Genomic DNA, 12,888 nt, shown 5'->3' with positions numbered 1-12,888 from the left:
CCTGCACTCCTTCTGTTGGTTGTGTCGCGTTCATGCCGCAGCCTCCGCGGCTTGCTGGCCGCCGGTCCGCTCCAGCCACTGCATGGCCCACGGCTCCAGCCTCGTCTCGCCGGTCAGTATGCGGCCGTCCCGGCAGCACGTCCAGTCGCCATCCAGCGCCACCGTGTGGGCCTGGCTGGAGAAATTCAGCAACACCAGCAGGCGCGGGCCGCGCGCCAGCGCCAGCACGGCCGGGTGGCCGGCATCGAGCACGGCGCGCGGCGCACCGGCGGCCAGCGCATCGTGACGCCGCCGCAGCTGGATCAACTGGCGCAGCGCGCCGTACATGCGGCCCGGGATGGTGCTGGCGTCATGACGGGCCGTCCAGCGCTCACGGTCGAAGCGGGGCCGCTGCAGCCAGCGGCTGTCCATGGCGTGCTGGGGACGCGCCGTGTAGCTGTAGTCGTTGGTCTGGGCCAGTTCGTCGCCCATGTACAGCACGGGCAGCGCGCCGAAGCTGAGTGCCAGGCCATGCAGCAGCAATGTGCGGCGCAGCGCCAGCTCGCGCTGGCCGGCCGTGTCGGCCGCCTCCAGCCCGGCCAGCGACGCGGCCATGCCATTGCTGCCATGGGCCGCGTTCGGATCGCTGCTCTGGAACGCGGCGCCGCGCGCATAACTGCCATCGGCGCCGGCGAAGAATTGGGCCACGCGGGCCAGCCGCGCGTTCGGCTCCTGCCCGTCCGCGCCCGCTTCCGCGCGCAGCACGTTCCAGCCGATGTCGTCATGGCAGCGCACGTAACTGAGCCAGCTGGCGGCTGGCGGCAAGGCCGGCGTGTTGGCGGCCACGGTGCGCACCAGGCTGGCATCCTGCTCGGCCAGCGCGGCCCATCCGGCCGCCATCAGGCTGCTGTGGTAAGCGATGTGGCACTCGGGCGCGTCGGCCTGGCCGAAATAGGCGGGCAGTTCGCGCGTGGGGACGATGGCCTCAGCCTTGAGCAGCACGCCCGGCGCCACGATGTCGACGATGGCGCGCATGGCCTGCAACAGCTGGTGCGCCTCCGGCTGGTTCATGCAGTTGCTGCCTTCGCGCTTCCACAGGAAAGCGGTGGAATCGAGGCGGAACACTTCGATGCCACGGTTGGCCAGCCGCAGCAAGGTGGCCGCCATGGCCGCGAACACGGCCGGATTGGCGTAATTGAGATCCCACTGATAGGGATAAAAAGTGGTCCAGACCCAGCCGCCCAGCGCCTCGACCTGCGTGAAGTTGCCCGGTGCGACCTGGGGGAACACCTGGCCCAGCGTACTTTCGTAACGGTCCGGCATGACACGGTCGGGGAACACATGGAACATGGCGCGCATGGCCGCGTCACCCGCGCGCGCCGCTTGCGCCCACGCGTGGTCGTCGGCCACATGGTTGAGGATGAAGTCGGAGCACAGGCTGATGCCGGCCTCGCGCAATTGCGCCGTCAGCGCCTCCAGGTCGGCGTTGCTGCCCAGCGCAGGTTCCACTTCATCGAAGCTGGCCACGGCGAAGCCGCCATCGTTCTCGCCGGCGCGCGCGCGCAGGAAGGGCAGCAGGTGCAGATAGCTCACGCCCATGGCCTGCAGGTGCGGAATCTGGCGCGCCACGCCTTGCAGGTCGCCGCCGAAGTTCTGCACGTAGGCGCAATAGCCCAGCATGCGCTGGCTGAGGAACCAGTCCGGCGCACTGGCGCGGGTGGCATCCTGCCGGCGCAGCGCTTCCGGACGGGCCGCGAACAGTTGGCCCAGGCTTTCCATCAGGTCGCCCAGCCAGGCGTCGAAGCCGGCATGGCCGCCGTACAGGCCAGCCAGCAGGCGGCGCAGGGCCGGCTCGTGCGCGGCCAGGCGGCGCGCGGCCACCGGCTGCAATGACGCGGGTAGTGCCGCCAGCAAGCGTTCGGCGGGAGTGAGAGTAGTCGTCATGGTGCGGAGAAAAGAGAGGGAAAGGCGCGGCCCGCCGAACTGGCTGGCCGCGCCGGAATGGCCTTGGTGAGAGGCTGGTTCAAAATGACCGTGGCTAGGCGGCTGCGCCACTGGCGCAGCGAAACCGACGCCACGGGCTTTTTGAAACGGCCTCTTAGAAGGCGTAGTTGAGGCTCAGCTTGACCGAGCGGCCCGTGATGGAGCGCGCCGCGTGGCCGTCGCCTTCCACTTCCGTGTAGCCGATCTTGTCGAACAGGTTGTTCGCGCTGAGCGACACCACGGCCTGCTGCGACAGCTGGTAGTTCACGAAGGCGCTCACCACCTGGTAAGCCGGCATGACGATGGTGTGCGCATCGTCAGCCCACGACTTGCCGGTGCCGACGATGCTGCCGCCCAGCGTCACATCGTTCCAGGTGTAGGTCGGCGCCAGCTGGTACACCACCTTGGCCTGACGGCGCGGCGTGTTGCCGATCACCGCCACGTCGCCAGGCGCGGTGCCGGTGATCTTGGCATCGGTGTAAGTGAGGCCGCCGTTGATGCGAAAATCGCCCGCGTTATAGGCCGCTTCCAGTTCGGCGCCCTTGGCGTCGTAGCTGTTGGCCGTGCTGCGCTGGGTGGTCGCTTCGTAGTTGGTTTCATCCGTCTTGGCCTGGAACAGCGTGACGAAGGTGCTCACGCCACCGCGCCGCCATTTCAAGCCGCCTTCGAGCTGCTTGACGGTGTTGATGTTGATGGGCGCCGTGCCGTCCAGCGGAGTACCGAACAGGATGCGGTCGGCGTTGAAGGCCACGCCATCGCTGACGCGGGCGAACAGCGCCAGGTCCTTGGTCAGGCGATAGTTGCCGCCCACCGAATACGAGTTGTGGTTGATCTTGTAGTCCACCATCTGCGTATTGGCGGCGTCGTAATGCAGGCCGGCTGTGGCGATGTTGGCCGTGCCGCTGGCGCGCTGGCGGTCCTGGCGCACGCTGGCGTCCACATTGAGCGGCCCCTGTTCGTAGGCCATGTTCAGGTACGGCGACGTCAGCTTGTACTCCATGTCGACGGCGCGCATGCAGCAGCCACCCCAGGCCGGCCCCACATAGCCGGGCGTGGCGCTGGACGTTTGCAGCAGGGCCGGTTTGTCGCCGGTCGCTTGCAGCAGGTACTGGTTGAAGTTCCACGTCAGGCCCAGTTGCTGGGTCGACGCGTACAGGCCGGCCGTACCGGTCAGCTTGCCGCCGCCGGCCAGCTGGAAAGTCTTGGACAGCTTGGTGTCGTTCAGGGTGTTGCCAGCATCGTCGATGGAGGTGTTGAACACGACGGCGTTGAAGGCCAATCCATTGTATGCCTTGCCCTTGTTGGGGCCAGTGGCGAACACGTAGCTGCCGACGGTGCCGTTATCGGCCGGGAACACGCCCGTGAAGCGGCCGCTGTTGCTGGCCTTGCGGAATTTGTCGCTCAGGGTCCAGCCGCCGCCCAGGTCGAACGAACCTTCCAGACCCAGCGCGTCGCTCTTCACACGCAGGCCGTCGTTGACGCTGGTGGAGACGGGGTTGTTGTTCTTGTCCAGCACCACGTCGCGCACCCAGTACGGCGAGTAGAAGCTGACCTTGCGCGGATCGAGGCCGGGAATTTCCGTGACCTGCTGGTTCACCACGCGCACCGGCACCGGCAGCGCGGTGGGCGACTTGTCGTCCAGGTGCTTGAACGAGATGCGGATGAAACCATTGTCCAGGTCATGGGTGACGTTGCCGCGAATCTGGCCGCCGCTCTCCGTGCTCAGGCCCGTGTTGCGGATGCCTTCGCCGCTGCGATAGTGGCCGCCGATGAAGAAGCGGGTCTTGTCCGAGATCGGCGCGCCGTAGTCGAAGTCGTAGCGGGTTTCGTCGTAGCCCAGGCCACGGCTGATGCCGATATGGCCGCCCTTCTCCTCACCCGTCTTGCTGATGAAGTTGATGATGCCGCCCGGCGAGTTGGTGGCCAGGGTGGAGGCCGAACCGCCGCGCACCACTTCCAGGTGGTCCAGCGTGCCGTCGATCTTCACGTAGCTGTCAGGCGTGATGAAGTTGAAATCGCCCGATTGCAGCACCGGCAGGCCGTCTTCCTGGATCTGCACGTAGCGCGCGCCGCCGGCCGAGATAGGCACGCCGCGCACGGTGATGTTGGCGTTGCCTTCGCCGCCCGACGATTCCGAGCGCACGCCCGGCACGGAGCGCAGTACTTCGGCCGCGCTGGTGGGCACGGACTGCTTGATGGCGTCCGAGTCCATGGTGCTGATGGAGACGCTGGTTTTCATCTTGGTCGCGCCGCCGGTGGTGCCGGTGACGACGATGCGCTCCAGGTTCAAGCCATCGGCCGGCCGTGCGGCGGCGGCGGGAGCGGCAGGGGCGGCAGGTTCGGCGGCGGCAACGGGGGCGGCGGCGGTAGCGACGCCGGCGTCAGCCTGCTGCGCTTGGGCGGCGCCCAGTTGCAGCATGGCGAGCGCGACGGCTGCGGCGACGCCGCTCAGTTTGACTTTCGATGATTCCATGGTTCTCCTCCAGGTATGTGCACCGCATCTTGGCGGCGGTTGGGGCTCGCGTTCAGCGCAACCTGTTGTGCCGGTTGTCATTGTGCTGAATTACTGAGCAGGTGCGCCATTATTCCTCGATTGCGAAATTATTGCAATCGATTGCAATAGAGCAGTGCAACATGGAAAAGTGCACTGCAACGCATTCAAATTTCGCTATGAAAGCCGCGAAATTCCGTTATACCAAGGGGACAATACGGGCGTTTTTTGCTGCACCGCAACACGAAAACTGTCGCGAATTTGCAAAATAAATTGCAATCGGTTGCAAATTACTTGAGTACGCAAGTAACTGATGACAAAAGGGAATGGAAGCGGGAATGGAAGCGGGAATTCAAGCGGAAACTGCGGGCGCCACGCTGCTGTCGCGCACCACCAGCTCCGTCGGCAGCAGGCGCGACGGCGCGGGCCGGCCTTCCGTCATTTCCAGCAGCGCCGCGACGAGCGCGCGGCCCGCCTCGCGCATGGGCTGGCGCACGGAACTGAGCGGCGGATGGAAGAAGCTGGACAGCTCGATATCGTCATAACCGACCACGGCCACCTGCCCCGGCACGTCCACGCCCTGCTGGCGCAAGGTATTCATGGCCGTCATGGCCAGCAGATCGCTGCACGCGAACACGGCGTCGAACGCGACGCCGCGGCGGCGCAATGCCAGCACGCCTTCGCTGCCCCCTTGCGGCAGGAACGATACGTCCACCTGCAACTGCGGATCGGGCGCCAGGCCGGCCGCGGCCAGCGCCTCGACATAACCCTGGTAGCGCTGCGCCACCTCGGGCAGCCCCGTATCCCCCAGGAAGGCGATGCGGCGCCGGCCCTGCTGCAGCAAGTGGGCCACGGCCAGCCGGCCGCCAGCCACGTTGTCGCCGCCCACGGTGCAGTACAGCTGCTGCGGCAGTTGCGCACCCCACACCACCAGGGGCACATGGCGCGCGGCCAGTTGATTGAGCTGGTCGTGATGGCGCCACTGACCGATCAGCACCACGCCGATCACGCGGCCCGTGTCGAACGGCGCGGCGGCCGCGTCGAGCTGCTCGGCGTCGACCCGGCTCACCAGCATGTCGAAGCCCTGCTCGGTGAGGGCGTCGGCCAGGCTGCCCAGCATGGCCAGGAAGAACGGGTCGGTCAGGTGCTGGCGCGTGGCAGAGTCGTACGGGATCACCACGCCGATGGTGCGGTTCTGCTTGAGGCGCAGATTCTGCGCGCCGATGTTGATGGTGTACTTGAGGGAACGGGCCAGCTCCATGATGCGGGCCCGGGTTTCGTCGTTGACCAGCGTGCTGCCGCTCAGCGCGCGCGACACGGTGGAAGTGGACACTCCCGCCAGGCGCGCGATATCGGCCATCTGCAGGCGCTGTTGCTGCGCCGGGCTTGGGCTGTCGGCGGCGGACGGCGGCGTCTTCGGCATGGCGCGCTTACTGCGGCACCGTATCCTTGAACGATGGCCGTTCGGCCAGCTTGTCGTGCAGGCGGGCCAGGTTCGGATGGGCACCGCGCCAATCGATTTCCGGGAAGCGGAAACTGAACCAGCCCAGCGCGCAGCCCACGGCCACGTCGGCCAGCGAATAGTGGATGCCGGCGCAATACGCTTGCTCACCCAGCTTGTCGGCCATCGACGCCAGGCCCAGTTCCACCTTGCGCAACTGGCGCGCGATCCAGTCCTCGCTCTGCTGCTCGGGCGGGCGCAGGGTGCGCTCCAGGCGCACCAATACACCGGCGTCCAGCACGCCATCGGCCAGCGCTTCCCAGCACTTGATGTCGGCCCGCTCGCGGCCGTTGGGCGGCAACAGCTTGCAGACGGGCGTGAGCGTGTCGAGATACTCGACCATCACGCGCGAATCAATCATCACCGTGCCATCCTCCATGATCAAGCTCGGCACCTTGCCCAGCGGATTCAGTTTCTGGATGGTGGTTTCGGAAGCCCACACATTTTCGAGTTCAAACTGATAGTCGAGCTTCTTTTCCGCCAACACGACACGGACTTTGCGTACATAAGGACTGGCGAGGGAACCGATGAGTTTCATAGACGCTAGAAGTAGAAGATTAGGTAACAGTATAGCATCGGCCACCGCCTTGGCGGCGCGCGCGGTCAAGCCGGCGCGCCGGCGCAACGGGCGGATGGGGCCAGCCAATGGTAAAATGCGGGTTTGCCCGCGCTTTGGATGCGTCGCCGGCCGCGCCAGCCCATGCTGGCCCGCTCGCGCCGGCCGTCCGCCGCGCCCCGCCGCACCGTCGTTTTCCTGGTTTTCTTAACTTCTGCCGCCCTGTCCATGACTACTACTCCTTACTCCACGCTGTCGGCCCTGTCCCCACTCGACGGCCGCTACGCCGCCAAGACCGACAAGCTGCGTCCCATCCTGTCCGAATCGGGCTTCATGCACCACCGCGTCAAGGTGGAGATTTCCTGGCTGCAGGCGCTGTCGCTGGCCGGTTTCGACGAAATCAAGCCGTTCTCGCACGAGGCCATGAGCCTGCTCGACAAGATCGCCCACGAGTTCACGGAAGAAGACGCGGCCCGCATCAAGGAAATCGAAGCCGTCACCAACCACGACGTCAAGGCCGTTGAGTACTGGCTCAAGGAACAGGTCAAGGACATGCCGGAACTGGTGGCCGCGTCCGAATTCATCCACTTCGCCTGCACTTCGGAAGACATCAACAACACTTCGCACGGCATGATGCTGAAAGCGGCCCGCGACGGCGTGATGTTGCCGGCCCTGCAAGCGGTGATCGCCCGCCTGACGGAAATCGCGCACGCCAACGCGGCCCTGCCGATGCTGTCGCGCACCCACGGCCAGACGGCCAGCCCCACCACGCTGGGTAAGGAAATGGCCAACGTGGTGGCCCGCCTGCAGCGCGCCATCAAGCGCATCGAACAGGTGGAAATCCTGGGCAAGATGAACGGCGCCGTCGGTAACTACAACGCCCACCTGTCGGCCTACCCCGGCTTCGACTGGCCCGCGTTCTCGCAGAACGTGATCGAGCAGCGCCTGGGCCTGGTGTTCAACCCGTACACCATCCAGATCGAACCGCACGACTACATGGCCGAACTGTTCGACGCCTTCGCCCGCGTCAACACCATCCTGCTGGACTTGAACCGCGACATCTGGAGCTACGTCTCGCTCGGCTACTTCAAGCAAAAGACCAAGGCCGGCGAAATCGGCTCGTCGACCATGCCGCACAAGGTCAACCCGATCGACTTCGAAAACTCGGAAGGCAACCTGGGCCTGGCCAACGCCGTGCTCAAGCACCTGTCGGAAAAACTGCCTGTCTCACGCATGCAGCGCGACCTGACCGATTCGACCGTGCTGCGCAACATCGGCGTCGGCTTCGGCTACACCCTGCTGGCCTACGACAGCTGCCTGCGCGGCCTGAACAAGCTGGAAGTGAACCCGGCCCGCCTGGCCGCCGACCTGGACGCCAACTGGGAAGTGCTGGCCGAGCCAGTACAGACCGTAATGCGCCGCTACGGCATCGCCAACCCGTATGAACAGCTGAAGGAACTGACCCGCGGCAAAGGCATCTCCAAGGACGCGCTGCGCGAGTTCATCACCGGCCTGGCCATTCCGCAGGAAGCCAAAGAGCTGCTGCTGGCCATGACCCCGGCCAACTACACCGGTATCGCCGAACAGCTGGCCCACGCCATCTAAAAAACCGGGGACAGACCCCGATTTCCCGAAACCGGGGACAGCCCCTGATTTTCAAGCATAATTGCTGGGAAATCAGGGGCTGTCCCCGGTTTTTTCGTTTTTGGGTCCCTCTCAGCACGCCCGGCGATTCTTTGGTATATTGGCTCCGCTTTTAGTCCTAACACGTACTATTTTTCGATGGATCGCCCATGCAACGCTACACCAAACCCGCCATGCTGCTGCACTGGCTGACCGCCCTGCTGATCATCGCCGCCTTCTTCCTGGGGCTGACGATGACGGAAATCCACGGCATCACCCCCACCAAGCTCAAGTACTATTCCTGGCATAAATGGCTGGGCGTGACAGTGCTGCTGGTCGCTTGCGTGCGCGTGCTGTGGCGCAAGGCCAATACCCCGCCGCCGCCACCGGCCGGCATGCCGGAATGGCAAGTCAAGGCCGCCGACGGCGCGCACTTGCTGCTGTACATCCTCATTTTCGCCGTGCCCATCTCCGGCTACCTGTACAGCTGCGCGGCCGGCGTGCCCGTGGTCTACCTGGGACTGGTGCAACTGCCATCGTTGATCGCGCCCAATCCGGAGCTTAAGCCTGTCTTAAAAAGCGTCCATTATGTTCTCACCATGACCATGGCCGGCGTCGTCGTGCTGCATGCGCTGGCCGCGCTCAAGCACCACTTCATCGACCGCGACGATGTGCTCAAGCGCATGCTGCCTTGATCACCTGCCCACCAGACACCCTAACAGGAGTAAATCCATGAAAAAAACCGCACTCGTTTCCCTGCTGGGCCTGGCGCTGGCCGCCAGCGCCGGCGCCGCCGCGCTCAAGACGGAGAACGCCAAGAGCGCCGTGACGGCCACCTTCAAGCAGATGAACGTGCCGGTCGAATCGCCGTTCAAGAAGTTCGACATCGCCATCGACTACAACGCCGCCACGCCCGACACGGCCAAGGCCACCGTCAACGTGGACACGGCCAGCCTGGACCTGGGCGAGGCCGACATGAACAAGGAAGTGGCCAAGAAGGAGTGGTTCAATTCGGCCCAGTTCCCGAAAGCGAGCTTCGTCTCCACCGGCATCAAGAGCGCCGGCGCCGGCAAGCTGACCGTGTCGGGCAAGCTGACCATCAAGGGCAAGGTCGCCGACGTCAGCTTCCCGCTGTCCGTCAAGACAGAAGGCGGCAAGCAAGTGTTCGACGGCGCCCTGCCCATCAAACGCCTGGCCTACAATATCGGCGAAGGCGAGTGGAAAGATACCAGCATGGTGGCCGATGAAGTCACCATCAAGTTTCACGTCGTCGCTGGCCAGTAGTTCATCAATTAACCTGTACCGGAGTTCCGTTCCATGAAATTGCAGATCCTGATCGCCAGCGTGCTGGCCGCGTCCACCGCTTCCGCCGTCGCCGCCACCTACAACATCGACCCCAGCCACACCTACCCCAGCTTCGAGGCCGACCACATGGGCCTGTCCGTCTGGCGCGGAAAGTTCGACAAGACCAGCGGCACCGTCACGCTGGACCGCGCCGCCAAAACGGGCGCGCTGGACATCACCATCGACGCCGCCTCGATCGACTTCGGTTTCGAGAAGATGAACACGCACGCCAAGTCGCCCGACATGTTCAACGTGGAGAAATTCCCCACCGTGACCTACAAGAGCAAGGCGTTCAAGTTCAACGGCGACACGCTGGTGGGCGTGGACGGCGAGTTGACCATGCTGGGCGTGACCAAACCGGTATCGCTGACGGTCAACAAGTTCAAGTGCATCATGCACCCGCGCCTCAAGCGTGAAGTGTGCGGCGCCGACGCCTCGGCCGAATTCAAGCGCACCGATTTCGGCCTGAACATCGCCACCCCGGCCTTCGCGCCGGAAGTGAAGCTGGCGATCCAGGTCGAAGCCATCAAGTCCGAGTAAGCGCGGAATCGGCGCAGAATAGGCGCGAAATAGGTGCTGCGGACGCGGCGCCCGTTCACAACAGCCCCCGCTGGGCCGGCAAGCCGGTATCAGCGGGGGCTGTTTCATTTGTGGTCCTGCTCAGTCACGCCACGCGTATTCCATCTGGCGCGCCGTTTCCAGCGCCAGCGCGCGCCCCGCCAGCCGCTCCACCAAATGCAGCGACATGTCGATGCCGGCCGAGATGCCGCCCGAGGTGACGATGTCGCCCTCATCGATCCAGCGCCGCTCCTCGCGCACCCGCACTTGCGGGAACATCTGGCGCAGCAGGGGGACATCTTCCCAGTGCGTGGTCGCTTCGCGCCCATTCAACAGCCCGGCCTGCGCCAGCAGCAAGGCGCCAGTGCAGACGGAGGCCACCAGTTCGCAGTGCCCGGCCTGGGCCGCGATCCAGGCGCGGACGTCGGGCTGGTCCAGTTCCGCCGTCACATCGCCGCCCGGCACGATCAGCACGTCGATGGCCGCCATGTCATCGAATGCCGCTTCGGGGAACACGCTCAAGCCAGCCCGTGCCCGCAGCATGTTCTTGTGGCGGCCTATCGTCACCACCTTGAACGGCGGCGGCATGGCGGGCGCCAGCTTGCCACTGACCCGCGTGGCGCAGGTGAACACTTCGTATGGCCCGGCGAAATCGAGCACTTCAACGTCGTCAAAAACATAGATGCCGATGGTGCGTGTCATATGAACTCCTGTGGTTGAATGCGTCCATTGTGGCGCCTCAGTCGTTGACATAAATGACGATGATGGTTGAATATCTGCCATCATGATAAAAAAGCAAACCGCATCCGCCGCCGCGCCCGCGCGCACCATCGGTGGCGCCGGCACGGCCATCGATATCTGGGTACTCGCGTTTCCCGGCTTCCTGCTGCTCGACGCCAGCGGACCGATCCAGGTCTTCTCCAGCGCCAACGACGAGGCGCGCGACGCGGGCCTGCCTCCGCCCTACCGCATCCACCTGATCACGCCGGGCGGGGGCGCTGTCGCCTCCTCGGCTGGCATCAGCATGCTGGCCGGCGCACTGCCGCGCCGCAGCCTGGCCGGCGCCACCTTGATCGTGGCGGGTGGACAGGGCTTGTATCCGATGCCGGACGTGGTGCCCGATGCGGTGGGTGCGGCGGCGGGCAGCAAGGCGGGAGCGCCGACGGGTACTACGGCGGGAACTGCCACGGATGCGGCTGCGGATACAACGGCCACGCCCGGCGACGCCGTCCTGCGCTGGATCGCGCGCGCCAGCTTGGGGCTGGCACGCTGCTGCGCCGTCTGCACCGGGGCCTTCGTGCTGGCGCGGGCCGGCCTGCTCAACCAGCGCCGCGCTGTCACGCACTGGCAGGACGTGGCGCAACTGCGCGCCCAGCATCCCGCAGTGCTGGTGCAGGACGACGCGATCCATGTCAGGGACGGCAAGTTCTACACCTCGGCCGGCATCAGCGCCGGCATGGACCTGGCATTGAGTCTGGTGGAAGAAGATCTTGGGCACGCGGCCGCGCTGGCGGTGGCCAAGCGGCTGGTGCTGTTCCTGAAGCGGCCCGGCGGCCAGCGCCAATTCAGCGCCGAGCTGCTGGCACAGACGCAGCCGCAGGGCGTGAGCGCGCAACTGACGGCGTGGCTGCGTCCCCGTTTGCGGCAGCAGATCGACATCGAACAGATGGCGGCCGCCTGCGCGCTCTCCGTGCGCACGCTGCACCGCAAGCTGCGCCAGGAAGCCGATCTCACGCCGGTCCAGTTGCTGGCGCGGCTGCGCATGGAACTGGCCTGCGGCCTGTTGGAGCGGCGCGGCATGACTGTCAAGCAGGCCGCGCGCCAGAGCGGCTATGGCACGGAATACAACCTGCGGCGCGCTTTCGCCGCGCAACTGGGCGTGCTGCCCAGCGAATACCAATCCCGCTTCGGTTGTAAGCGAATGTAAGACTCGGTAAGAGGTTGTAAGGCCCGTCAACTGAAGCGTGGCGGGGGCCGTTTTCTGCTCAATGACACGGGAATTGTCCCGGCGCAGAAACCAGAAAAGGATTACATATCATGACCAAGATTATCGCTTCCCTGATCGCCGGCCTGTTCGCAACCGCAGCCTTCGCACAAGCGCCCGCCACCACCGCCACGCCAGCTACCGCCGTCAGCGCGCCGGTCGCCGTGAAAGCCGAAGCGAAAGACAGCAAGGCTGCCGTCAAAGCCGAAGTCAAGGAAACCAAGGCAGCCACCAAGACCGAAGCCAAAGCCGACGTGAAGGCCGCCAAGGCGGAAACCAAAACGGAAGCCAAGACCGTCAAGGCTGAAGCCAAGACCGACGTGAAGGCCGACACCAAGGTCGAAAAGACCAAGGAAGCCAAAGAACACAAGAAAGGTGAAGAAGGCAAGACCAAAGTCGCCGCCGAAGCCGGCAAGGTCGCCAGCAAAGAAGCCGTCATCACCAAGTAAGCAGCACCGGATTTGAAGTACAGCAGCACACAACCCATACAACGTTTAAAGGAATACTGAAATGAGCAAAATCGTCGCCACCCTGATCGCTACCCTGTTCGCCACCGCCGCTTTCGCCCAGGCTCCAGCGCCTGTCGCCAGCGCCACCACGGCCAGCAGCGCGCCAGTGGCCGCCAAAGTCGCCACCACGGACACCAAGGCCGCCGTCAAGACCGAAGCCAAGGAAACCAAGGTGACGCCAGCCGCCGAAGAAGGCAGCAAGCCAGCGGCCAAGCACGCCAAGGTGAAGAAGCATCACAAGGCAGCGAAAGTGGCCAAGGCCGGCACCGCGAACAAGGATGCCGCCAAGGTCGGCGAGCCAGCGGCACCGGCAGTGAAATAATCACCGCGGCATCGTGATGAAGAAGGACAGGGTTAAGG

12 protein-coding genes are annotated in these 12,888 nt (G+C 64.9%); 7 read left to right on the top strand and 5 right to left on the bottom strand.

The window, feature by feature from the left end; all coding sequences use genetic code 11:
* Positions 1–30: 30 nt before the first annotated feature.
* From H3H39_RS24630 to H3H39_RS24615, 4 genes are all read right to left on the bottom strand, one after another.
* On the bottom strand, positions 31–1,923 hold the full coding sequence (locus tag H3H39_RS24630; protein ID WP_182157042.1) for an alpha-amylase family glycosyl hydrolase: 1,893 nt from the start codon (positions 1,921–1,923) through the stop codon (positions 31–33).
* A 154-nt stretch (positions 1,924–2,077) separates the two neighbouring features.
* Entirely contained in the window at positions 2,078–4,435 is a 2,358-nt protein-coding gene (locus H3H39_RS24625) for a TonB-dependent receptor (protein WP_182157041.1), read from the bottom strand.
* A 370-nt stretch (positions 4,436–4,805) separates the two neighbouring features.
* On the bottom strand, positions 4,806–5,876 hold the full coding sequence (locus H3H39_RS24620) for a LacI family DNA-binding transcriptional regulator (RefSeq protein WP_182157040.1): 1,071 nt from the start codon (positions 5,874–5,876) through the stop codon (positions 4,806–4,808).
* 7 nt (positions 5,877–5,883) lie between these two features.
* Positions 5,884–6,492 carry a glutathione S-transferase family protein gene (locus tag H3H39_RS24615; RefSeq protein ID WP_182157039.1) on the bottom strand — a complete coding sequence of 203 codons (609 nt, stop codon included), beginning with the start codon at positions 6,490–6,492 and terminating at the stop codon, positions 5,884–5,886.
* Positions 6,493–6,738: 246 nt separating this feature from the next.
* On the opposite strand from H3H39_RS24615, the gene purB reads away from it, so the two are divergent.
* The 4 genes from purB to H3H39_RS24595 all read left to right on the top strand — a co-directional run bounded on the left by purB (position 6,739) and on the right by H3H39_RS24595 (position 10,017).
* Positions 6,739–8,115, top strand: a complete 1,377-nt coding sequence (gene purB / locus H3H39_RS24610) for an adenylosuccinate lyase (protein ID WP_182157038.1) — start codon at positions 6,739–6,741, stop codon at positions 8,113–8,115.
* Between the two features lie 188 nt (positions 8,116–8,303).
* Positions 8,304–8,828, top strand: a complete 525-nt coding sequence (locus H3H39_RS24605; RefSeq protein WP_182157037.1) for a cytochrome b — start codon at positions 8,304–8,306, stop codon at positions 8,826–8,828.
* A 37-nt stretch (positions 8,829–8,865) separates the two neighbouring features.
* Positions 8,866–9,417, top strand: a complete 552-nt coding sequence (locus tag H3H39_RS24600; RefSeq protein ID WP_182157036.1) for a YceI family protein — start codon at positions 8,866–8,868, stop codon at positions 9,415–9,417.
* 33 nt (positions 9,418–9,450) lie between these two features.
* Positions 9,451–10,017 (top strand): YceI family protein, encoded by a 567-nt coding sequence (locus H3H39_RS24595; protein ID WP_182157035.1) that lies wholly within the window; start codon positions 9,451–9,453, stop codon positions 10,015–10,017.
* Positions 10,018–10,137: 120 nt separating this feature from the next.
* Here the strand turns inward: H3H39_RS24595 and H3H39_RS24590 are convergent, their stop codons facing one another.
* Entirely contained in the window at positions 10,138–10,737 is a 600-nt protein-coding gene (locus H3H39_RS24590) for a DJ-1/PfpI family protein (RefSeq protein WP_182157034.1), read from the bottom strand.
* 82 nt (positions 10,738–10,819) lie between these two features.
* Here H3H39_RS24590 and H3H39_RS24585 point away from each other — a divergent pair, with 82 nt between their 5' ends.
* The 3 genes from H3H39_RS24585 to H3H39_RS24575 all read left to right on the top strand — a co-directional run bounded on the left by H3H39_RS24585 (position 10,820) and on the right by H3H39_RS24575 (position 12,850).
* Positions 10,820–11,962, top strand: coding sequence for a GlxA family transcriptional regulator (locus H3H39_RS24585; protein ID WP_182157033.1), 1,143 nt, complete (start codon positions 10,820–10,822; stop codon positions 11,960–11,962).
* A gap of 110 nt (positions 11,963–12,072) precedes the next feature.
* The gene (locus H3H39_RS24580; RefSeq protein ID WP_182157032.1) at positions 12,073–12,468 is read left to right on the top strand and encodes a hypothetical protein; all 396 of its coding nucleotides are present in this window, start codon (positions 12,073–12,075) and stop codon (positions 12,466–12,468) included.
* A gap of 61 nt (positions 12,469–12,529) precedes the next feature.
* Entirely contained in the window at positions 12,530–12,850 is a 321-nt protein-coding gene (locus H3H39_RS24575; protein WP_182157031.1) for a hypothetical protein, read from the top strand.
* The last annotated feature ends 38 nt before the right edge of the window (positions 12,851–12,888 follow it).

It is taken from the genome of Rugamonas apoptosis, assembly GCF_014042355.1.
Lineage (GTDB): Bacteria > Pseudomonadota > Gammaproteobacteria > Burkholderiales > Burkholderiaceae_D > Rugamonas > Rugamonas apoptosis.
This window is presented reverse-complemented; position numbering and strand designations above follow the sequence as displayed.